This is a genomic window from Kitasatospora sp. NPDC088779 (assembly GCF_040685395.1).
In the GTDB taxonomy this organism is placed as follows: domain Bacteria; phylum Actinomycetota; class Actinomycetes; order Streptomycetales; family Streptomycetaceae; genus Kitasatospora.
The window spans coordinates 158899-180172 of the sequence record NZ_JBFBHW010000011.1 but is presented as its reverse complement, the minus strand read 5'-3'; the positions used below and the strand labels follow the sequence as shown (position 1 = coordinate 180172).

Annotated in this window: 17 protein-coding genes; 4 read left to right on the top strand and 13 right to left on the bottom strand. The window is 73.1% G+C overall.

Annotated features, from left to right (window positions below; genetic code table 11):
• Positions 1–353 precede the first annotated feature (353 nt).
• Positions 354–1766 (bottom strand): type I glutamate--ammonia ligase, encoded by a 1413-nt coding sequence (glnA, locus tag AB0P03_RS13325; protein WP_063347323.1) that lies wholly within the window; start codon positions 1764–1766, stop codon positions 354–356.
• A gap of 263 nt (positions 1767–2029) precedes the next feature.
• Here glnA and AB0P03_RS13320 point away from each other — a divergent pair, with 263 nt between their 5' ends.
• Positions 2030–2497, top strand: coding sequence for an RDD family protein (locus AB0P03_RS13320; protein WP_350885262.1), 468 nt, complete (start codon positions 2030–2032; stop codon positions 2495–2497).
• Positions 2498–2622: 125 nt separating this feature from the next.
• On the opposite strand, the gene AB0P03_RS13315 is transcribed toward AB0P03_RS13320, so the two are convergent.
• From AB0P03_RS13315 to AB0P03_RS13285, 7 genes are all read right to left on the bottom strand, one after another.
• On the bottom strand, positions 2623–3312 hold the full coding sequence (locus AB0P03_RS13315; protein WP_063347321.1) for a DUF4191 domain-containing protein: 690 nt from the start codon (positions 3310–3312) through the stop codon (positions 2623–2625).
• A 205-nt stretch (positions 3313–3517) separates the two neighbouring features.
• A complete protein-coding gene (locus AB0P03_RS13310) occupies positions 3518–3697 on the bottom strand; it encodes a hypothetical protein (RefSeq protein ID WP_363580931.1) in 180 nt (59 codons plus the stop codon).
• Positions 3698–3921: 224 nt separating this feature from the next.
• Positions 3922–4875, bottom strand: a complete 954-nt coding sequence (gene lipA, locus AB0P03_RS13305) for a lipoyl synthase (RefSeq protein ID WP_063347320.1) — start codon at positions 4873–4875, stop codon at positions 3922–3924.
• A gap of 222 nt (positions 4876–5097) precedes the next feature.
• Positions 5098–5895 carry a lipoyl(octanoyl) transferase LipB gene (gene lipB / locus AB0P03_RS13300; protein WP_363580933.1) on the bottom strand — a complete coding sequence of 266 codons (798 nt, stop codon included), beginning with the start codon at positions 5893–5895 and terminating at the stop codon, positions 5098–5100.
• 169 nt (positions 5896–6064) lie between these two features.
• Entirely contained in the window at positions 6065–7972 is a 1908-nt protein-coding gene (locus AB0P03_RS13295) for a GAF domain-containing protein (RefSeq protein ID WP_363622279.1), read from the bottom strand.
• 59 nt (positions 7973–8031) lie between these two features.
• Positions 8032–9399, bottom strand: a complete 1368-nt coding sequence (locus tag AB0P03_RS13290) for an MFS transporter (protein ID WP_363628811.1) — start codon at positions 9397–9399, stop codon at positions 8032–8034.
• Positions 9400–9583: 184 nt separating this feature from the next.
• Positions 9584–10345 (bottom strand): 3-hydroxybutyrate dehydrogenase, encoded by a 762-nt coding sequence (locus tag AB0P03_RS13285; protein ID WP_363580939.1) that lies wholly within the window; start codon positions 10343–10345, stop codon positions 9584–9586.
• A gap of 310 nt (positions 10346–10655) precedes the next feature.
• Here AB0P03_RS13285 and AB0P03_RS13280 point away from each other — a divergent pair, with 310 nt between their 5' ends.
• Positions 10656–12560 (top strand): regulator, encoded by a 1905-nt coding sequence (locus AB0P03_RS13280; protein ID WP_363628810.1) that lies wholly within the window; start codon positions 10656–10658, stop codon positions 12558–12560.
• A gap of 166 nt (positions 12561–12726) precedes the next feature.
• Here AB0P03_RS13280 and AB0P03_RS13275 read toward each other — a convergent pair whose 3' ends face one another.
• The 3 genes from AB0P03_RS13275 to AB0P03_RS13265 all read right to left on the bottom strand — a co-directional run bounded on the left by AB0P03_RS13275 (position 12727) and on the right by AB0P03_RS13265 (position 16931).
• Positions 12727–13950 (bottom strand): cation:proton antiporter, encoded by a 1224-nt coding sequence (locus AB0P03_RS13275; protein WP_363580943.1) that lies wholly within the window; start codon positions 13948–13950, stop codon positions 12727–12729.
• 226 nt (positions 13951–14176) lie between these two features.
• Complete coding sequence (locus AB0P03_RS13270; RefSeq protein WP_363628808.1) at positions 14177–15508, bottom strand: NAD(P)/FAD-dependent oxidoreductase; 1332 nt, start codon at positions 15506–15508, stop codon at positions 14177–14179.
• Between the two features lie 517 nt (positions 15509–16025).
• Positions 16026–16931 (bottom strand): TIGR01777 family oxidoreductase, encoded by a 906-nt coding sequence (locus tag AB0P03_RS13265; protein WP_363372099.1) that lies wholly within the window; start codon positions 16929–16931, stop codon positions 16026–16028.
• A gap of 64 nt (positions 16932–16995) precedes the next feature.
• Between AB0P03_RS13265 and AB0P03_RS13260 the strand changes: the two genes are divergently transcribed.
• Positions 16996–17493: a GNAT family N-acetyltransferase gene (locus AB0P03_RS13260; RefSeq protein ID WP_363580948.1), complete on the top strand. Its 498-nt coding sequence runs from the start codon at positions 16996–16998 to the stop codon at positions 17491–17493.
• 136 nt (positions 17494–17629) lie between these two features.
• Positions 17630–18691, top strand: coding sequence for a DUF2510 domain-containing protein (locus tag AB0P03_RS13255; RefSeq protein WP_363580950.1), 1062 nt, complete (start codon positions 17630–17632; stop codon positions 18689–18691).
• Between the two features lie 42 nt (positions 18692–18733).
• On the opposite strand, the gene AB0P03_RS13250 is transcribed toward AB0P03_RS13255, so the two are convergent.
• A complete protein-coding gene (locus AB0P03_RS13250) occupies positions 18734–19249 on the bottom strand; it encodes a DUF4240 domain-containing protein (protein WP_350885237.1) in 516 nt (171 codons plus the stop codon).
• A 211-nt stretch (positions 19250–19460) separates the two neighbouring features.
• Positions 19461–21233 carry a 2-oxoglutarate dehydrogenase, E2 component, dihydrolipoamide succinyltransferase gene (gene sucB / locus AB0P03_RS13245; protein ID WP_363628806.1) on the bottom strand — a complete coding sequence of 591 codons (1773 nt, stop codon included), beginning with the start codon at positions 21231–21233 and terminating at the stop codon, positions 19461–19463.
• Positions 21234–21274: the final 41 nt, after the last annotated feature.

Below are 21274 nucleotides of genomic sequence, written 5' to 3'. Positions count from 1 at the left end.
TCATCGACTATCCCTCGCACGGTAGTTGCTCGCTCACCCTGTGCAAACGAGCCCGTGCGCATCATGGCGGGTAGGACTGACAGGGAGGTGGCGATCCGAGCGACTGGCGACGGTGGGTGATGCCCTGAGCTGAGGGTGGCGCAAGCGGGGCCCGTCACCCTCCGTGGGGAGAGCGACAGGCCCCGGCGTCGACCCGCTCGGCTGATGCTACGTCAGCTATTGGCGTCGCCATTTCACACTCATTTCACATGAGGGCGAGGACGGGCGAGTAGTAGCGAGAGCTTGCGATAGACGTTTTCGCAGGTCAGAGGCCCTAGGGTGGCCTCCTGGCCAGGTGGCCCATGGGGGCCGGTTTAGAGGTCGTAATACAGCTCGAACTCGTGCGGGTGGGGGCGGAGGGCGATGGGGGCGATCTCGTTGGTGCGCTTGAAGTCGATCCAGGTCTCGATCAGGTCCGGGGTGAAGACGTTGCCGGCGAGCAGGTACTCGTGGTCGGCTTCCAGGGCGTCGAGGACGGCCGGGAGGGAGGCGGGTACCTGCGGGACGTTGGCGTGCTCCTCGGGGGCCAGCTCGTAGAGGTCCTTGTCGACGGGCTCCAGCGGCTCGATCTTGTTGCGGATGCCGTCGAGGCCGGCCATCAGCATGGCGGCGAAGGCCAGGTACGGGTTGGAGGAGGGGTCGGGCGCGCGGAACTCGATGCGCTTGGCCTTGGCGTTGGAGCCGGTGATCGGGATGCGGATCGCGGCCGAGCGGTTGCGCTGGGAGTAGACGAGGTTGACCGGCGCCTCGAAGCCCGGGACCAGGCGGTGGTAGGAGTTCACCGACGGGTTGGTGAAGGCCAGCAGCGAGGGGGCGTGCCGGAGCAGGCCGCCGATGTAGTAGCGGGCGGTGTCGGAGAGGCCGGCGTAGCCCTGCTCGTCGTAGAAGAGCGGCGAGCCCTCGGTCCACAGCGACTGGTGGACGTGCATGCCCGAGCCGTTGTCGCCGAAGATCGGCTTGGGCATGAAGGTGGCCGTCTTGCCGTTGCGCCAGGCGACGTTCTTGATGATGTACTTGAACAGCATCAGGTCGTCGGCGGCGTGCAGCAGGGTGTTGAACTTGTAGTTGATCTCGGCCTGGCCGGCCGTGCCGACCTCGTGGTGCTGGCGCTCGACCTCGAGGCCGGACTTGGCCAGTTCGAGCGACATCTCGGCCCGCAGGTCGGCGAAGTGGTCCACCGGCGGGGTGGGGAAGTAGCCGCCCTTGTACTTGACCTTGTAGCCGCGGACGTCGCCCTCGGCGGCGCCGGAGTTCCAGGCGCCGGCCTCCGAGTCGATGTGGTAGAAGGACGCGTTGGCGCTGGTCTCGAAGCGGACCGAGTCGAAGACGTAGAACTCGGCCTCGGGCCCGAAGAACGCGGTGTCGGCGATGCCGGAGGAGGCGAGGTAGGCCTCGGCCTTCTTGGCGACGTTGCGCGGGTCGCGGCTGTAGGCCTCGCCGGTGACCGGGTCCTGGATGAAGAAGTTGATGTTGAGGTGCTTCTCGACCCGGAAGGGGTCGAGCCGAGCCGTGGCGAGGTCCGGGACCAGGGCCATGTCGGACTCGTGGATGGCCTGGAAGCCGCGGATCGACGAGCCGTCGAACATCAGGATCTCGGACGGGTCGAAGGTCGCCGCAGGTACGGAGAAGTGCTGCATGACGCCAGGCAGATCGCAGAAGCGGACATCGACGAACTTCACGTCGTTGTCCTGAATGAACTGCTTCACTTCGGCGGCGTTGTTGAACATCCATCCTCCTCGGCGTGCGAATGTGGCTCACCCTAGGAACGGGCCGTTTCCGGCCGGTGACCCGGTCGTTTCATAAATGTTAACCACGCCCGCCGATCGGGTGGCAAAGATGTACGGGACGGGGCAAAACGTACCGCCGTCAGGCTCGGCTCTCCACAAGTGGTCTGGACCACTTGGAAAGCTCCGGCGGCACGATTCACCCGCCCGTGGCGTTCGGGGGAGCCGGTGGCGGTCCGGACGGGTCGCCCGGTTAGTGTGGATTCGTGGACACCAGAGAAGCGTTGGGATCGTGGATCGACGGCCCGAAGGCGGCCGCCGAGAAGATGGGGGCCGACTTCGGCTTCCGCGGCGAGCGCCTCGGCCTGCCCAAGGAGGGCCCCGGCTCGATCGCGGGCCCCGGCCGCCGGATCGGCGCCCTGTTCGTGGACGGCTGGCTGGTCGCGCTGATCGCCTACGGGCTGATCGGCAAGGGCAGCCCGGCCGAGGCGAACCTGTGGACCAGCCCGCTCTACTTCCTGGTCGCGGCGGTGCTGCTCGCCACCACCGGGACGACCGTCGGCAAGCGGCTGTTCGGCCTCCGGGTGATCCGCCTGGACGGCGGCCGCGCGACCATCCCGCAGGTGCTGCTGCGCACCTTGCTGCTCTGCCTGGTGGTGCCGCCGCTGGTCTGGGACCGTGACACCCGCGGCCTGCACGACAAGGCGGTCGGCACCGTCGAGGTCCGGATCTAGTCGGGATCTGTCGAGGCCCTGACCCAGTCCGGATCCAGGGCCGGACGACCTTGCCGCACAACACTGAACGGCCCCGCTGCGGGATCTCCGCGGCGGGGCCGTTCAGTGTTGTGGTCGGGGGAGCGTCAGCGGGCCTGGCCGCCCTTGGGCATCCGGGCACCCTTGGGCATCGGGCCCTTGGGGATCGGCGCCTTGGAGAGCAGGTCGCCCAGGGCGCGCAGACGGTCGTTGGTCTCGGTGACCTGGGACGCGGTGATGGCGCGGGGCAGTCGCATCAGGTGGATCTGCAGCTTCTTGAGCGGGATCTCGCCCTCGCCGGTACCCACCACGATGTCGTGCACCGGCACGTCGCCGACGACCCGGGCCATCTTCTTCTTCTCGGAGGCCAGCAGCTGGCGCACCCGGTTCGGGTTGCCTTCGCCGATCAGCGCGATTCCGGCCCGGCCCACCGCGCGGTAGACCGCGTCCTGGTTGCGGGTGACCGCGACCGGGGTGGAGTTGGAGCTCCAGCCGCGTCGGATGTTGTTCAGCACCGCCGCAACGGCGCCCGGCTGCCCTTCCATCTGTCCGAACGCCGCGCGTTCGGCCCGGCGCCCGAAGACGATCGCCATGGCCAGGAAGGCCACGATGAAGCCCAGGATGCCCAGGTAGATCGGGTGGTCGATTGCGAAGCCGATGGCGAGGAACACGCCGAAGGTCAGCAGGCCGACGCCGGCGATGATCAGGCCGATCTTGGTGTCGACCTTCTTGGTCATGGTGTACGCCAGGCGGATCTGCTTCAGTCGCCCGGGGTTCTCGGATGTTTCCCTCGCCATAACGCTCATGGTACGTGGCACGGGTACGGGATAACCAAGCCCGGGTACCCGTTCGCCTCGATCCGTGACTCGTGTGCCCTGTGTCGTCGCACACAGCGACCGTCTGCCACGGCGAACGGCCCCCGGCGCGGTCGCGTCGAGAACGTCGCCGTCGAGAACGTCGCCGTCGAGAACCGTGGAGAACTGTAGAGAACCGTCGGGGACGTCACCGTCGTGGCGGTGACGTCGTCGCCGCCCGCGCGTCGTGGCGGCGGTCCGCCGCGTACTGGCGGTTCTCGCAGACCGCCGCCCAGGCGTTGCGCCGGGCCTGCTGCTGGCCACCCGCCAGCAGGACGCTCTCGGCGAGCCGCAGCGCGACCCCCACCGACCGGATGCGCATCCGCATGCCGAACAGCTCCCCTCGTGGCTGAGAAGAATCGAACGATCGCAACGAGTCCATCGTCACCATCCCGTGTTACCAGGCGGTGACCAGGCAGTCAAAGCGCGGTGAAAACCACAAGGGCGGAGCCGAGGCTCCGCCCTTCGTCCGCATGCGGGTGGCTCAAAAGCACCGGATCAGCAGGATCGGCAGGATCAGCCGACCCCGCTGCCCCAACCGACCCAGCCGGATCAGACCGCGGCCTGCGCGCGCCGCTCCAGCGCCTGCCGGTACAGTCGCCCGGCCCGGTAGGAGGAGCGCACCAGCGGGCCCGACATGACCCCGGCGAAGCCCAGCTCCTCGGCCTCCTGCTGGAGCTCGACGAACTCGTGCGGCTTAACCCAGCGCTCCACCGGGTGGTGGCGCAGCGAGGGGCGCAGGTACTGGGTGATGGTGATCAGCTCGCAGCCGGCGCCGACGAGGTCGGCCAGCGCCTGGCTGACCTCCTCGCGGGTCTCGCCCATGCCGAGGATCAGGTTGGACTTGGTGACCAGCCCGGCCGCGCGGGCCTGGGTGATGACGTCGAGCGAGCGCTCGTAGCGGAAGGCCGGGCGGATCCGCTTGAAGATCCGCGGCACCGTCTCGACGTTGTGCGCGAGCACCTCGGGGCGGGAGGAGAAGACCTCGGCCAGCTGCTCGGGCACCGCGTTGAAGTCGGGGATCAGCAGCTCGACGCCGGTGCGGCCGCTCTCGCGGTCGGCGGTCAGCGCGTGCACCTGGCGTACGGTCTCGGCGTACAGCCAGGCGCCGCCGTCCGGCAGGTCGTCGCGGGCGACGCCGGTGATGGTGGCGTAGTTGAGGTCCATCGTGACGATGGACTCGGCGACCCGGCGCGGCTCGTCCCGGTCGAACTCGGCGGGCTTGCCGGTGTCGATCTGGCAGAAGTCGCAGCGGCGGGTGCACTGGTCGCCGCCGATGAGGAAGGTCGCCTCGCGGTCCTCCCAGCACTCGAAGATGTTGGGGCAGCCGGCTTCCTGGCAGACGGTGTGCAGCCCCTCCTTCTTCACCAGCGACTGGAGGGCGTTGTACTCCGGCCCCATCTTCGCGCGGGTCTTGATCCACTCGGGCTTCCGCTCGATGGGGGTCTCGCTGTTGCGGACCTCCAGGCGGAGCAGCTTCCTGCCGTCGGGCGCGACAGCGGACACGTGCGACTCCTAGAACTAGACGGGGTACCCCCAGGGTACGCCTGTGGTTGTAAGGCCTTTGCGCGGCCTGTTGCCCCGCAATCGCAGGGCAACAGAGCTACTGGCCGGTAGATTCCCGGGGGAGAACCCGGAACAGGACACGGGGAAGAATCCGGAGCAGGACCCGAGGACGGGCCCGAGGGCGGACTCGGATGAGGACCCGGGTGAGGACCCGGGCCCGGGTCAGCGGGTGAGCGCGGGTTCGGGCAGCTCCGCGAACACGTCCGCCAGGTGCCGCTCGACCATCGGCAGCGCCTCGCCGACGGTGAAGTCGCGCCCCAGCTCACCGGCGAGCGAGGCGACGCCGGCGTCCCGGATGCCGCACGGCACGATCCGGTCGAACCAGGTCATGTCGGGGTCGCAGTTGAGCGCGAAGCCGTGCATGGTGACCCCGCGGGCGACCCGGACGCCGATCGCGGCGAGCTTGCGGTCGTCGCCGCGCTGGCCGGCGTTGGACGGCGCGTACTCGGGGCCGGCCAGCCGCGGGTCGATGCCCAGCGGCAGGCCCATCCGCAGGGTCAGCTTGCCGATGTCCACCACCTGCGCCGGGTCCACCACGGCGTCCGGGATGGACTCGCCCAGCACCCAGACGCCGCTGCGGCCCTCGACCCGGGTGGTTCCGACGCCGAATCCGGCGCAGGCGCGGATCAGCGCCTCCTCCAGCCGGCGGACGTAGGCGACCACGTCGATCGGGTCGGGCAGCTTGACGATGGGGTAGCCGACCAGCTGGCCGGGGCCGTGCCAGGTGATCTCTCCGCCCCGGTTGACCTCGACCACCGGGGTGCCGTCCAGCGGCAGGTCGGCGGGGTTGGTGCGCTTGCCCATCGTGTAGACGGGCTGGTGCTCCAGCAGCAGCACGGTGTCGGGGATCTCGTCCGCGACTCGCAGCGCGTGCAGGCGCTGCTGCTCCTCCCAGGCCTCCTGGTAGGCGATGGCGCCCTCGCCTGTCCCCATTCGAACGAAACGCACGTTCTCGCTCACCGCTGCCGCTCCTTGCCAGGCGTTCGAGACCAACCTCGCCACTGTACGCCCACGCCCGTACGGACGGTTCAGCCGCCCGTACGGGACGTTCGGGCGCCCGCACGGGCCGCGCCCGCAAGGGCCGATCAGCCCTCCGCAAGGAGGTCGATCAGACCTCCGCGAGGACCGTTCAGCCCCCCGCGAGCAGTTGCAGCCGCAGCGCCAGCTGGAGTTCGAGCGAGCGCTCGGGGTGGTTCCAGTCCGGGCCGAGCAGCGCCTCGACCCGGTCCAGCCGTTGGACGACGGTGTTCACGTGGACGTGCAGTTCGTCCTTGGCGCGGGTGAGGCTGCCGCCGCAGTCGAAGTAGGCGCGCAGGGTGCGGACCAGTTCGGTGCCGCGCCGGGCGTCGTAGGCGAGCAGCGGGCCGAGCGCCGAGCCGACGAAGCCGTCCACGTCGTGCCCGTCGCCGAGCAGCACCCCGAGGAAGCCCAGCGCGCGGGCCGAGGCGCCCTCCCCGGCGCGGCCGAGCACCCGCAGCGCCCGGACGCAGCGCAGGCCCTCGGCGTACGAGGCGGCCAGCGCGGGCGGGCCGGCGGCCGGACGGCCGGCGCCCACGGTGACCGGGAACCCGGCCAGCCGGGCCAGCCGCTCGGCGGCCTGCCGCGCGGCCTCCTCCGGGTCGCCGGCCTCCGGCACCAGCAGCACCACCGCCTCGCCGTGCTCGGCGCTGACGCCCCGGGAGCCGAACAGGTACCGCCGGGCGGCGCCGGCCAGCCGGCCGCGGTCGGGGACGGGGGGCCCGGCGGGTTCGGCCGGTTCGGCGACCAGGACCAGGTGCGGGCGGGCGAGGTCGACGCCGAGCCGGCGGCCGCGCGCGGTGAGGCCGGCCGGATCGCGGTCGGGGGCGGTCAGCAGGTCGGTGAGCAGTTCGCCGCGGACCCTGTTCTCGGTCTCGGCCACCGAGCGGCGCAGCAGCAGGAGCAGCGCGGTCACCACGCTGGCCCGTTCGAACAGCCGCCGGTCCGCGTCGTCGAGGCCGGGGCGTCCGCGCAGCACCAGGGTGCCGAGGGCGTCGTGCCCGGCCAGCACCGCGCACACCCACAGCTCGCCGTGCCGGACGGACCGCCCCTCGGCCCGGGACGCGGCGACCGCCTCCGCCAGCTCGCCGGCGGGTGCGGACCGCCCGGCCAGCGGCTCGCCCTCGGCGTCGAGGACCGCTATCTCGCCGCCCAGCAGGGCCGCGACGGCGGCGGCGACGTCCGGCACCTCGGCGCCGCGCAGCACCAGGTCGGTGAGCCGGTCGTGGGCCTGCTCGGCGCGCTGGACGGCGGCCGAGTGGGCGCGGACGAGTTCGTTGGCGCTGTTCAGTTCGGCGAGCGCGGCCCGGGTGTCGGCCAGCGACTTGGCGGTGTCCAGGGCGATCGCGGCGTGCGCGGCCAGTGTGCACAGCAGCGCCACCTCGTCGGGGGAGAAGGCGCGGGGCGAGCGGTCGGCGGCGAACAGTACCCCGATGACCTCGCCGCCGAGCAGCAGCGGCACCCCGATGATCGCCACCAGGCCCTCGTCGAGCACGCCCGCGTCGATCGTGCCGGTGTGGTGGAACCGTTCGTCGGTGCGGTAGTCGGGGGTGGCGTACGGGCGGGCGGTCTGCGCGACCAGGCCGCCCAGGCCGTGGCCGAGACTGAGCCGCAGGGTCTGGAACAGGACGGAGACGGAGCCGTCGGTGACCCGCATGTAGGTGTCGCCCGCGGCCTCGTCCGGCAGGGTCAGGTACGCGGTGTCGGTGCCGAGCAGCATCCGGGCGCGGCGGACGATCGCCTGGAGCACGGTGTCCAGCTCCCGGGAGGCGGCGAGGTCCCCGGCGGTGTCGAACAGTGCGGTCAACTCCGCCTCCCGGCGCCGGTGTTGACGCAGCGTGCGATGCACCCGCAGGGCCTGCCAGGTGGCGTCGTCGATCTCGGCGAGGACGGCGGCCGGCGCCCCGCGGCGGCGGGCGTCGGCCAGCACGTCGGCGAAGTCCTCGGTGGCGGCGCCGGAGGCGAGCAGGTCGAGCAGCCGCCGCAGCGCGGGCGCGGCGCTTTCGTGAGGGTGGTTCATGGTGCGTGCCGCCAATCGGCGTCGGGTCCGGCGGAAGCGCGATCGTAGCGGCTCCGCCGTCAGGCGGTGGCGGGCTTGGCCGCCACGGCGGCGGCCTCCGCCTCCACCGCCGCCTCGACGTCCGCCAGGTCGCTGCCCCTGGTCTCCCGCCCGCACAGCACCGCCAGCACGGTGATCGCCGCCGCGATCGCCACGTACACCGAGATCGGGGTGGCGTTGCCGTAGTCCTTGAGCAGCGCGGTCGCGATCAGCGGCGCGGGCGCGCCGGCGGCCACCGAGGCGAACTGGGCCCCGATCGAGGCGCCCGAGTAGCGCATCCGGGTGGCGAACAGCTCGGAGAAGAACGCCGCCTGCGGTGCGTACATCGCGCTGTGGAAGACCAGCCCGACCGTCACCGCGACCACCAGCTGTCCGAACGACCTGGTGTCCACCAGCCCGAAGAAGACGAACGCCCAGACGCCCACCCCGACCGCGCCCACCAGGTACACCGGCTTGCGTCCGACCCGGTCGGACAGTGCTCCGAACAGCGGGATCAGCGCGAACTGGATCGCGGAGCCGATCAGTACGGCGTTCAGCGCGGTCTGCTTGGAGAAGTGCGCGTGGGTGACGGCGTACGTCAGCACAAAGGTGGTCATCACGTAGTACGAGATGTTCTCCGCCATCCGCGCGCCCATCGCCACCAGCACCTCCCGCCAGTGGTTGCGCAACACCGCCACCAGCGGCGGCTGTTCGGCGGTCCTCCGCTGCTGCTGGGCCGCCAGCGCCTGCTTGAACAGCGGCGACTCGTCCACCGCCAGCCGGATCCACAGCCCGACCCCGACCAGCACCGCCGACAGCAGGAACGGCACCCGCCACCCCCACGACAGGAACGCGTCCTCCGACAGCACCGCCGTCAGCAGCGACAGCACCCCCGCCGCCAGCAGGTTCCCGGCCGGCGCCCCGCCCTGCGGCCACGACGCCCAGAACCCGCGCCGCCGCTGGTCCCCGTGCTCCGACACCAGCAGCACCGCCCCGCCCCACTCCCCGCCGAGCGCGAAGCCCTGCACCAGGCGCAGCACCGTCAACAGCACCGGCGCCGCCGCCCCGATGGAGCTGTAGGTGGGCAGCACCCCGATCAGCGTGGTCGACCCGCCCATCAGCAGCAGGCTGACGACGAGCAGCTTCTTCCGCCCGACCCGGTCCCCGAAGTGCCCGAACACCAGCGCCCCGATCGGTCGCGCGGCGAACCCGATCGCGTAGGTGAGGAAGGACAGCAGCGTCCCCGTCAGCGGATCGGTGTTCGGGAAGAACAGCTTGTTGAACACCAGCGCGGCCGCTGTTCCGTACAAGAAGTAGTCGTACCACTCGATGGTGGTCCCGATGAGACTGGCGGCCACGACCCGAGGGAGTGAGCGGGTGGCTGCCGTGGCTGGTGCGGAGGCGTTCATGGTCACCACTTCCGGGCCGGGGGAGGATGTCGCCCCCAGGGACGTCGCCCCGAGGAGTGTCGTCCCGAGGGGCGCCGCCCCAAGGGACGTCGCCACAAGGTAGGGAGGCGCGTTCCCCGGGACTATGTGGGCCGCCCACATAGTCCCGGGGGTCGGTCTGGGGAGGACGGCCAGGTGCCGCCGCTCAGTGCGCCGTCCAGCCGCCGTCGACGGGGAGGCTGGCGCCGGTGATGTAGGAGGCGGGCGGGGAGCAGAGCCAGAGGGCGAGTTGGGCGATCTCCTCGGGCTCGATGAGGCGCTTGACGGCCGTGCGTTCGAGCATGATCTGCTCGACGACCTCGTCCTCGCGGATGCCGTGGGCGAGCGCCTGGCTCGCGATCTGCTTCTCCACCAGGGGAGTTCGGACGTAGCCCGGGTTGATGCAGTTGCTGGTGACGCCGTAGGGGGCACCCTCCAGGGCGACGGTCTTGCTGAGGCCCTCCAACGCGTGCTTGGCGGTGACGTAGGCGGACTTGAAGGCGCTGGCCCGCAGGCCGTGGACGGAGGAGATGTTGACCACCCGGCCCCACTCCTGCTCGTACATGTGCGGGAGAGTGCGGCGCAGGATGCGGAACGGCGCCTCGACCATGACGCGTTGGATGAGGGTGAAGCGGTCGGGCGGGAACTCGTGGACGGGCGCGACGTGTTGGAGGCCGGCGTTGTTGACCACGATGTCGGCGTCGGCCGGCAGGGCCTCCACGGCCTCCGGGTCGGCGAGGTCCGCGACGACGGCGCGGCCGCCGATCCGCTCGGCGAGCTCCCGGGCCGGTCCGGCCGCGAGGTCGACGACGTAGACCCGGGCGCCGGCCTCGGCGAAGGCCTCGGCGCAGGCCCGGCCGATGCCCGAGGCGGCCCCGGTGACCAGGGCCGTCCGGCCGTCGAGCGGGCGGGCTGTAGTGGTGTCCATGGCCGAGAACGCTAGGAAATCCGGGGGCCCGGCTCCCATGTGGTGGTCCACCACAGCAGCCCGGTGGGCTGTGGTGTTCACCGCCATGACGGCCGATCGACGGTTCGACCGCGGAAGGCCAAACCCGCGCCGACCGCGCTTCCCCACAATGGGCGCGGTTGCTTCACCCGTTCGGAGGATTGCTCGGTCAGATCCACCCATAGCGCCCGAATGCTCGCTACATTCACGCCGATTCCCGACAGGGGGCGCCGCCCCAGGCAGCCGAAGTGCTGGTAGAGCCCGGTGCGACGTCCGAGAGGTGTTGACTGACATGCCCCAACGGCCTGCAACCGACAGCCCGGCGTACGGACCGCTCGACCCGCTCGGCCACCACCGAGGCCCGGTCGGCCGGACCCTGCCGGACGCCCCCGACGCCCTGACCGCCGACGCCCCGACCGCCGACGAACTGCGGCTGCCCGCGCAGGCCACAACCGACCGGCACGAACCCGCCGTCCCCGCCCCCGGGCCGGTCGGCGGCCACTCCGGGCACTCCGGCCCGGCCCCGCAGAACGGCCAACTCGCCGCGCTCATCGAGGAAGCCGGCTTCTCGCACGCGGGCCTGGCCCGCCGGGTCGACCAGCTCGGCCTGGAACACGGCCTCGACCTGCGCTACGACAAGACCTCGGTCACCCGCTGGCTGCGCGGCCAGCAGCCCCGCGGCGCCACCCCCGCGCTGATCGCCGAGGTCTTCACCCGCCGCCTCGGCCGCCGCCTCACCGCCCAGGACCTCGGCCTGGACGCCTGCGCCCCGGTGTACGCGGGCCTGGAGTTCGCCGAGACCCCGCAGGAGGCGGTGGACATCGTGGCGAGCATGTGGCGCAAGGACAACGGCCCGCAGTCCGAACTGCGCCGGATCGCCTTCACCCCGGCGGGCCTGGTCGTCCCCAGCCGGGACTGGCTGATCGGCCGCACGGACGAGCGCGTCGCCCGGGACGGCTCGACGATGGCCCGCCCCGATGTCGCCACCGGCCCGCCCACCGGTCCGCCCGCCGCCACTGCCGGTACCGCCGTCACCGCGGCATCCGCCGTGACGGCAGCATCCGCAGCGTCCGCCGCGCCCGCCCAGAGCGTGCCCCCCGCGCCCGGCGCTCCCCCTCCGAGCCCGGCGCGCGGCCAGGCCCACCACGGGGCCCCCGGCATGCGCCCCGTGCCGGGCGCGGCCGGCCCCGCCGGGCCCACCATCGGCCGGGTGCCCACCCAGAGCCGGCGCCCGCCGACCGCCGTCGAGCCGCCGTACACCGAACCGGCCCGCGAGTCGCGCCCCGCCCTGCGGGTCGGTCGCGGCGACATCGCCGCCATCCGCGCCGTCGGCGACCTCTTCCGGGCGCTCGATCACGCCTACGGCGGCGGGCACGCCCGGCAGGCGCTGGTCCGCTACCTGGAGAGCGAGGCCGAGCCGATGCTGCGCGGCCGCTACGGCGAGCAGATCGGCCGGGCGCTGTTCGGCGCCGTCGCCGACCTGACCAGGCTGGCCGGCTGGACGTCCTTCGACATCGCCGCGCACGGCCTCGCCCAGCGCTACTTCGTCCAGGCGCTGCGCCTGTCCCAGGCCGCCGGGGACCGCGCGCTCGGCGGGTACGTCCTGGTGACGATGAGCCAGCAGGCCGTCCACCTGGGCCACGGCCGGGAGGCCGTCCAACTGGCCAGGGTCGCTCAGCAGGGCGTGGGCACCGCCGTGCCGCCGGTGGTCCAGTCGCTGATGCACGCCGCCGAGGCGCGCGGGCACGGCCTGCTGGGCGACGTCCGGGCCTGCACCACCGCCCTGGTGCGCTCCGAGCGGGCGCTGGCCGCGGCCCGGGTCGGAGACGAACTGCCCTCCTGGGCGCGGTACTTCGACGAGGCCCAGCTCTCCGACGAGTTCGCCCACTGCTACCGCGACCTCCAGCAGTGGCGCACCTCCGCGCAGCACGCCGAGAAGTCGCTGCGGCTGCGCTCACCCGCCTACGCGCGCAGCCGGATCTTCTGCCGGCTGGTGCTGGCCACCGCCCGGCTCGGCATGGGGGACCTCGACGAGGCCTGCACCATGGCCACCGACGCGCTGCGGGCGGCGGGGGAGATGCGCTCGGCCCGCTCGCTGGAGTACGTCCGGGACTTCCACCGCCGCCTCACCCCCTACCGGGGCAGCCCGGTGGCCCGCGCCTTCGAGGAGACGGCCCGCCAGGCCGGCGTGATCTGAGGACCTGTCGAAGAGGGGCCGGTCGGGCGAGCCCCGGCGGCCCTGGAAACCCGTCCGGCCCGGGTCCGCCCCGGGCCGAAGGGCTCGTCCGCCCGGCACCGGCTCCGGCTCCGAGTGCCCCGGCGGCGGCTAGGACCGCCTCGGCGACGGGCGGGGGCGAAGCGGCTCACCAGCTCTCGGCCCGGACGCGCGGCTGCCCGGCCTCCGGTGCGGGCGGCCGGACGCCGCCGCGCACCCGCTGCGCCACCAGCGGGAACACCAGCACCGAGAGCAAGCCGGCGCCGACCAGCGCGGCGGCCGTCGAGGACGGCAGGTGACCGTCGTCCACCTCGATGGTGGTGATCACCACGACCAGCGGCAGCGCCGTCGCGCCGTAGAGCCCGAGCGCCGTGCGGTCCCGTCGGCCGAGTCCGGCCGGGGCGAGCAGCCCGGCGGGCAGCCCGCGCACGGCCAGGAGCAGCAGCAGGAACACCGGGACGAGCAGTATCGTGCCGGGGTCGTCCAGCAGGGCGGACAGGTCGAAGTTCATCCCGCTGACCACGAAGAACACCGGCACCAGGAAACCGAAGCCGATGCTCTCCAGCTTGGCCTCGATCACCTCCTCCTCGGCCCGGCGGATGTCGGAGAGCAGCAGCCGGGAGACGATCCCGGCGGTGAAGGCGCCGAGCAGCATGTCCAGGTCGAGCCAGATCGCGGCGGCCACCATGACGGCGAGCACCAGGATCACCGCCCGGACCGCGAACTGCCCGGAGGTGCGCAGGGTGCGCTCGATGAGCCGGGTGGCCCAGCCGGGCCGGGGGCGGCGTGCGCCGAGGACCGCGACGGCGGTGATCACCGCGAAGGCGCCGAGGATGACGGCCGTCCGGACCGGGGAGTTGCCGCTGAGCAGGATGGCGATCGCGATGATCGGCCCGAACTCGCCGACCGCCCCGGTGGCCATCACCAACGATCCGAAGGGGGTGGGGAGTTCGCCGGAGTCGCGGAGGATCGGCAGGATGGTTCCGAGGGCGGTGGTGGTGAGCGCGAGCCCGGCGAAGGCGCCGTTCAGCGGGTCCCGGTTGACCAGCGCGCCCACGCCGAGCGCCGCCACGAGCGTGACCAGCCACGCGGTGCCCGCCCGTTTCAGCGGGCCGCCGCGCAGCTTGGCGAAGTCGATCTCGTACCCGGCCAGGAACATCAGCATGGCCAGGCCGAACTGGGAGAGCGCGTTGACCAGGTCGTCGACGTGCGCCCAGTTCAGGACGTCGGGGCCGATCAGGACGCCGAGCAGGATCTCGAACACGACGGTCGGGACGGCGATCCACCGCAGCAGGCGGTCGGCGAGCAGCGGCGCGGCGACGGCCGCGGCGGGGATCAGGATCAGGGCCACCGGCTGGACGGCGGCGCTCACCGCGCAACCGGCCGTACGGTGTAAATCATCCGATGAGCGGTCATGTCGGCATCCTGGCATGTCGCCGCTCCGTCACCCACCGGCAGGTCGTCAGCGTGTCCCCGGAGCCAGACCCGGAGCCCACCGGGCCGGGAGCCGGAGCCGGAGCCGGACCCGGAGCCCGCCGGGCCGGGAGCCGGACGGGCCGGGAGCCGGACGGGGAGCCCGCAGGCCGACCCCGCCAGGCTCAGGCCGCCGCCTCGGCCTCCCGGGCGTTGGTCGGGACGCCGAGGTCGCGCAGCACCGCCTGCGCCGCCCGCCGCCCGGAGACCAGCGCGCCCTGCACGGTGCTGGTGTCCCGGTGGTCCCCGGCGACGTACAGCCCGGCCAGCACCCGCACCGGGCGCCGGGGATTGTGCGGCGGCGGCATCGCGGGCAGCGCGTCCGGGACGTGCCGCACGTTCAGGAACTGCCAGCCGGTGGTCGAGGCGCCGTACAGCTCGGCGAGCCGGGCCCGGACCGCCGGTTCCAGCCCGGCCGGGCCACCCGAGTCGAAGGAGCGCCGCCCGAGCACGGTGGTGGCGATCAGTGCCTGCCCGGCAGGGGCGTACGAGGGGTGCAGTTCGCTGAGCACCAGGGAGTGCGAGACCAGCGGCGGCTGCCCGCCGGGCCGGTCGCCGTCGAGCAGCAGGACGGCCTCACCCAGCGGGGTGCGGTCGGCCGCGTGGTAGAAGGTCGTGACGGGGTGGAAGTCCGGCAGTCGTAGCCCGGGCAGCAGTTCGGCGGCGGAGCGGGCGTCGGTGGCGAGGACGACGGCCTGGGCGCCGATCCGCCCGTGGGTGGCGGTCTCCACGCCGTCGGCGGCGATCGAGGTGACCTGCACCCCGGTGCGTACGGTGCCGGCGGGCAGGGTGGTGGCCAGCTGGGCCGGCACGGCCGCGATCCCGCCGGCGGGCAGACAGAGCCGCCCGCGCGCGTAGGAGCGCAGGACCAGGTCGGCGATCCGGCTGCTGGTGCCGAGGGCGGGGTCGCTGAGCAGCGCGCTGAGCAGTGGCCGTAGGAAGCCGTCGAGGGTGCGCGGGGCGAGCCCGTGGCCGGCCAGCGCGCGGGCGGTGGTGGTCTCCGGGCGGGCCTTGAGGCGGCTGGCGGGGGTGGTGGCGAGCCGGCCGAGCCAGCTGCCGAGCCGGGCCTTGTCCAGCGGGCTGCCGAGTGGGGCGCGGGTGGCGGCCTGCCGGGCGGTGGTGAGCTGCGGGTCCCCGGTGCGGTAGCGCCGGCCGCCGCTGTGCACGAGGACTCCGGCCGCGAGTGGGCGCAGGTCGAGGCGGTCGAGGTCGAGGACGCGGCGGAGTTCGGGGAAGGCGGTGTTCAGCAGGTGGCTGCCGTCGTCGAGCCGGAATCCGTCCAGTTCGCGGGTGGCCATCCGGCCGCCGATCCGCTCCGTGGCCTCAAGGATCTGCACGGTGAGGCCGCGGCCGGTGAGCGTGCGTGCGGCGGCCAGGCCGGCGAGTCCGGCGCCGATGACGATGACGTCAGGGTCGGACGGGCGGCGGGCGCGGCGGGTGAAGTCGTATGTGGGCACTGGCGTGCTCCCTCCCTGGTCCCGGGGCTCCGGCCGACGCAGGCAGCGGGGTGCCGGGACACGGTCCGACGGTGTGATGCCCAGTCAGTGTGAGCATCAGACAAGCGCATCGGGCCCGATCCAAGGGGCGAGAGGGGGCGCGCGGCACCGGGCGGGAGCGCGGTCACGGACAGTGCGCCGTTGGGGCCGGGTTCCGGGGTCGGCGGGCGCGCACGGTCACCGGGGGCGTGCGACGCGCCTGGTGTGTGCTCCCATGCGCCCCCTCCCGGAGCCCCGTCCGACCCCCACCCGATCTCCGCCCGGCATATGCCCCTGGCCAGGGCGAATGCCGTAGCCACCGTACGCAGCGGGACGTACCGGAGCCCTGCGGCGGAGCCCGCACCGGAGCCCCGCGGCGGACGGCAGGGCTCCGCGACGCCGGTCGCCCCCAGCGTCACTCACAGCACCGTGCGCACCATCCCGGCGCCACTCACAGCGCCGCGCGCACCGCCACTCACAGCGCCACTCACAGCGCCACTCACAGCGCCGCGCGCACCGCCGCGTCCACGTCCGGGTGCGCGAAGCGGAAGCCCGCGTCCAGCAGCCGCCGCGGCACCACCCGGTGGCTGCCGACCACCTCGACCGCCAGCTCGCCGAGCACCACCTTGAGCACCGCCTCCGGCACCGGGAACGGGGTCGGCCGCCGGAGCACCCGCCCGAGCGCCGCCGTCAGCTCGGCGTTGGTGACGGGGTCGGGCGCGGTGAGGTTGACGGCGCCGGAGAGGTCGTCCCGGTCGATCAGGAACCGCAGCGCGGCGACCTGGTCGGCCAGTGAGATGAAGCTCCAGTACTGCCGTCCGTCGCCGAGCCGCCCGCCCAGACCCAGCTTGAACAGCGGGAACAGCCGCGCGCCGGCCCCGCCGGCCGCGGACAGCACCATCCCGGTGCGCGGGTGGACGACCCGGATGCCGGCCAGCTCGGCCGGCCGCGCGGCCGCCTCCCACTCGACGCAGACCTCGGCCAGGAAGTCGTCGCCGGCGGGGGAGTCCTCGTCGATCACCCGGTCGCCGGTCTGCCCGTACCAGCCGACGGCGGAGGCGCTGACCAGCACCCGGGGCGGCTCCTTGAGCGCGGCCAGCGCGACGGCCAGCGTCTCGGTGCCGAGTGCCCGGCTCTCCCGGATCTCCCGCTTGTAGGCGTCCGTCCAGCGGTGGTCGCCGACCCCGGCGCCGGCCAGGTGCACGACCGCCTCGACCCCGGCCAGTCCGTCCTGCTCGACCTGGCCGAGCAGCGGGTTCCAGCCGATGGCCGTGCTGCCGTCGGGCTGCGGGCCCGTCCTGGAGCGGCGCCGGACCAGCCGGACCACCTCGTGGCCGTCCGCCAGCAGGGAGCGGACGAGAGCCGAACCGATCAATCCCGTGGAGCCCGTGACAGCGATGCGCATGCGTCCATCCTCCCAGTTCCTCAAGCCCTGTCATGTCGGCATGCGCCTCATTAGCATGACGCGCATGCACGAGGACAATCTGATCATCCGCCCAGCTCAACCCGAGGACGAGGGCGAACTCGCCGTTCTCAACCGTGCCGCCTGGTCCCCGCTGGCCGACGTCTCCCCGCAGCCGCCCGAGGAGGACGGCGTCTTCGACGAACGGCACACCCCGGAGCAGTACCTGGTCGCCCTCCTGGACGGCCGGGTGGTCGGCTACGTCCGCCAGGTCCCGCCGACCCCGCTGGCCAGCAACCGGCACGTCCGGCAGATCCAGGGCCTGGTCGTCGACGGCACGGCCCGCGGCCGGGGTGTCGGCCGGCGCCTGGTCGAGGCGGCTTGCGAGGCCGCCCGGGCCGCGGGCGCGCGCAAGCTGACCCTGCGGGTGCTCGGCTGGAACGCCCCGGCCCGCCGCCTCTACGAGGGCTGCGGCTTCGTCGTCGAGGGCTCGCTGGCGGAGGAGTTCCTGATCGACGGGTCCTACGTGGACGACATCTGGATGGCCCGCCGCCTGGCGGACTGACCCGCCCGACCGGCCTTGCCGGCCGCCACATCTGACGAGTGGTCAGATGTGGCGGGTGGTCAGATGTGGCGGGTGGTGCAGAGTCGTGACCGATCCGCTCTGTCTGGACCAGCACCCCGCCGGGTACCGTACGGCCGTGAGCAACTCGACGCCCCCCGGGTGGTACCCGGTCCCCGGTGCGGACGGCACCCCCGGTCACGAGCGCTGGTGGGACGGCAACGCCTGGACCAGCGAGCTGCGCCCGCTCCAGGGCGGCGTCGGCCACCTCGCCGACGCCCCCACCCAGGGCTGGCAGCCCCCCGGCCGGCAGCCCGGGTACGGCTACGGCGGTCCGCAGGACGCCCCCGGCTACCCGGGCAGCGCCCCCGCCCCGGGCTACGGCTACCCGGGCCAGGACGGCTACTACCCGGCCCAGGACGGCTACCCCGCCCAGGGCGCGGGCTACGGCTACCCGGCGCCGGGCTACCCGCCGCAGCAGCCGGCGCCCCGCCGGATGAGGCCCGGCCTGGTCGTCGGCATCGCGGTCGCCGTCCTCGCCGTGGGCGGGATCGTCGCCGGGATCGTGCTCAGTGGCGGCTCCCCGCAGGCCGACCCGGCCCCGAACCCGACGGTCACCATCACCCGGAGCGGCCCCGCCCCGAGCCCCACGGTGGGCACGTCCGCCCCGACGCCCGCGCCCAAGCCGGCGCCGACCGTCAGGAGCACCGTCCCGGACGCCCAGCACGCGATCACCGTCCCGGTGTTCGACGGCTGGGACGTGGCGCCCAACTCCCCGCACTCCACGGTCTACCTGGGCACCGGCCGCTACACCTGCCCGGACGGCAGCTCCTGCATCCGCGGCCAGTTCTCGGTGGAGAAGGACACCGTCCAGGGCGTCACCGCCAAGACGGCCGCCGAGGCCACGATGCCCGCGTACGCTGGCCAGATCTTCACCGGGATCAGCTCGCACACCGACTCCGGCTCCGGCTACACGACCGTCGCGGGCGTGTCCGGCTACGCCGTGCGCTGGCACATCCGCACCGCGGACGGCACCCAGGGCTACGTCCTGCTGGCGGCCGTCCCGGCCAAGGGCGGCGGCTTCGTGGTGTTCGAGGGCGGGGTGGACGACACCCCGAGCGCGCCGGACGCGTCCGTGCTGGACCAGATCCTCAAGGGCGTCAAGCAGGACGGCACGTCCGGCGGCGGCAGCACCGCCTGACGCGTCCGGCCCCGCTCATGCCGTGGGCGTGTCTGACGCGTCCTAATCCCCGTAGCGCTCCCAGAGCTTGGGAAACCGTTTCGCCATGACGTCCGGGTCGTCGAAGTCCAGCGCGGCCCCGGCCGGTCGGCCGGACTGCCGCCCGCCCACCTCGGGCAGCGGAAGTCCGGTCAGCTGTTCGTACGCCTCGTCGGCGGCGTAGCCGAGGTCCTCGGCCTCGCCGTCCTCCTCCTCGTCGAACTCGGGCAGCAGGTCCGCCAGGTCGTCAGGCTCGAACAGGGCGCCCTCGAAGACGTCCCGGCCCTGGCCGATCAGCCAGCAGCGGAAGTAGTCGAAGGTGTCGTCGGAGGCGCCGTCCAGCAGCAGGTAGGCGGCGCCCCAGAGGTCGTGGCGGTAGGCCCGCTGGAACCGGGCCTCGAACAGCCGGGCGAAGTCGATGACGTCGTCCGGGGTCAGCTGGACCAGCCGTTCCACCAGCCGGTCGGCCTGCTCGTCCGGATCGCCGTCGGCGTCCTCCCGGGTCTCGTCGATCATCTGCCAGAAGTCGGTCTCGTCCATCACCGCTCCAGCATCCCCGTTCGCAAGCCCCCGCGCATGCCATGGCCCGGCGAAACGCTGGTGATGTTCGACGCAGCCAGGCGCGGCCCGAGACAACCGGACGCGGCCGGAAGCAGGCGGACAGCAGGCGGGCCCGGGCAACGGCGGAGCCCCGCGCCGTCCAGGGACGACGCGGGGCTCCGTGCAGCCGAAACCGCGGACCGGCAGTGCCTTACAGGCCGAGCTCGACCTCGAACTCGCCGGCCTCCAGGATCTCCTTGACCGCGACCAGGTAGCGGGCGGCGTCGGCGCCGTCCACCAGGCGGTGGTCGTAGGAGAGCGACAGGTAGGTCATGTCACGGATGCCGATGGCGGTGCCGCCGTCGGCCTCGATGACCACCGGGCGCTTGACGGTGGCACCGATGCCCAGGATGGCGACCTGGTTCGGCGGCACGATCACGGTGTCGAACAGCGCACCGCGCGAGCCGGTGTTGCTGATGGTGAAGGTGGCGCCGGACAGCTCGTCCGGGGTGATCTTGCTGTCGCGGACCTTGGCGGCCAGCTCGGCGGTCTTCTTCGAGATGCCGGCGATGTTGAGGTCGCCCGCACCCTTGATGACCGGGGTCATCAGACCCTTCTCGGAGTCCACCGCGATACCGATGTTCTCGGTGTCGAAGTAGGTGATGGTGCCCTCGGCCTCGTTGATCCGGGCGTTGACGACCGCGTGGGTCTTCAGCGCCTGGGCGGCGGCCTTGACGAAGAACGGCATCGGGGACAGCTTGACGCCCTCGCGGGCGAGGAAGCCCTCCTTGGCCTTGCCGCGCAGCGACATGATCTTGGTGACGTCCACCTCGACCACGCTGGTCAGCTGGGCCTGCTCGTGCAGGGCCTTCAGCATGTTGTCGCCGATGACCTTGCGCATGCGGGTCATCTTGACCGTCTGGCCGCGCAGGGCGGACGGCGCGGCGGCGGCCTTCGGCGCAGCGGCCGGAGCGGCGGCGGCGACCGGGGCCGGGGCGGCCTTGGCGGCCTCCGCGGCGGCGACGACGTCCTGCTTGCGGATGCGGCCGCCGACGCCGGTACCGGCGACGGAGGACAGCTCGACACCGTGCTCGGCGGCGAGCTTGCGCACCAGCGGGGTGACGTAGGCGTCACCGGCGTCGGCCACCGGGGCAGCCGGCGCGGCCGGGGCGACGGGAGCCGGAGCGGCGACCGGAGCGGGCGCGGCCGGGGCCACCGGGGCCGGCGCGGCGGCGACCGGAGCCGGCGCGGCCGGAGCGACGGGGGCCGGGGCAGCCGGAGCGGCCACCGGAGCCGGAGCGGCGACCGGAGCCGGGGCAGCCACGGGGGCCGGGGCGGCGACCGGGGCCGGGGCGGCGGCGACGGCACCCGCGGCACCGATCAGCGCGAGCTGGGCGCCGACCTCGGCGGTCTCGTCCTCGCCGACCAGGATCTTCACCACGACACCGGCGATCGGCGACGGGATCTCGGTGTCGACCTTGTCGGTGGAGACCTCGAGCAGCGGCTCGTCGACCTCGACCGTCTCGCCCTCGGCCTTCAGCCAACGGGTGACGGTGCCCTCGGTGACCGACTCGCCCAGCGCGGGCAGCAGGACCGGGGTGGCGTCGGCAGCCGGAGCGGCAGCCGGAGCCGCCGGGGCGGCAGCGGCGACCGGGGCGGGGGCGGCGGGCGCCTCCACGACCGGGGCCGGGGCGGCGACGGGCGCGGCCTCGGCGACCGGGGCCGCAGCGGCGACCGGGGCACCGGAGCCGTCGTCGATGATCGCCAGCTCGGCGCCGACGTCGACGGTCTCGTCCTCGCCGACCTTGATCGAGGCCAGGATGCCGGAGGCCGGCGACGGGATCTCGGTGTCGACCTTGTCGGTCGACACCTCGAGCAGCGGCTCGTCGACCTCGACACGCTCACCCTCGGCCTTCAGCCAACGGGTGACGGTGCCCTCGGAAACGCTCTCGCCCAGCGCGGGCAGTGTTACTGAGACCGCCATGGTTTCAGCGACTCCTATCAAGTCTTGCGTACTGGAAATGG

What these genes read in the sequence shown, in the direction of transcription:
- glnA (WP_063347323.1), bottom strand. Translation starts at nt 1,766, where the DNA reads ATGTTCAACAACGCCGCCGAAGTGAAGCAGTTCATTCAGGACAACGAC.
- AB0P03_RS13315 (WP_063347321.1), bottom strand. Translation starts at nt 3,312, where the DNA reads ATGGCGAGGGAAACATCCGAGAACCCCGGGCGACTGAAGCAGATCCGC.
- AB0P03_RS13310 (WP_363580931.1), bottom strand. Translation starts at nt 3,697, where the DNA reads ATGCGGATGCGCATCCGGTCGGTGGGGGTCGCGCTGCGGCTCGCCGAG.
- AB0P03_RS13295 (WP_363622279.1), bottom strand. Translation starts at nt 7,972, where the DNA reads ATGAACCACCCTCACGAAAGCGCCGCGCCCGCGCTGCGGCGGCTGCTC.
- AB0P03_RS13290 (WP_363628811.1), bottom strand. Translation starts at nt 9,399, where the DNA reads ATGAACGCCTCCGCACCAGCCACGGCAGCCACCCGCTCACTCCCTCGG.
- AB0P03_RS13285 (WP_363580939.1), bottom strand. Translation starts at nt 10,345, where the DNA reads ATGGACACCACTACAGCCCGCCCGCTCGACGGCCGGACGGCCCTGGTC.
- AB0P03_RS13280 (WP_363628810.1), top strand. Translation starts at nt 10,656, where the DNA reads ATGCCCCAACGGCCTGCAACCGACAGCCCGGCGTACGGACCGCTCGAC.
- AB0P03_RS13265 (WP_363372099.1), bottom strand. Translation starts at nt 16,931, where the DNA reads ATGCGCATCGCTGTCACGGGCTCCACGGGATTGATCGGTTCGGCTCTC.
- AB0P03_RS13260 (WP_363580948.1), top strand. Translation starts at nt 16,996, where the DNA reads ATGCACGAGGACAATCTGATCATCCGCCCAGCTCAACCCGAGGACGAG.
- AB0P03_RS13250 (WP_350885237.1), bottom strand. Translation starts at nt 19,249, where the DNA reads ATGGACGAGACCGACTTCTGGCAGATGATCGACGAGACCCGGGAGGAC.
- sucB (WP_363628806.1), bottom strand. Translation starts at nt 21,233, where the DNA reads ATGGCGGTCTCAGTAACACTGCCCGCGCTGGGCGAGAGCGTTTCCGAG.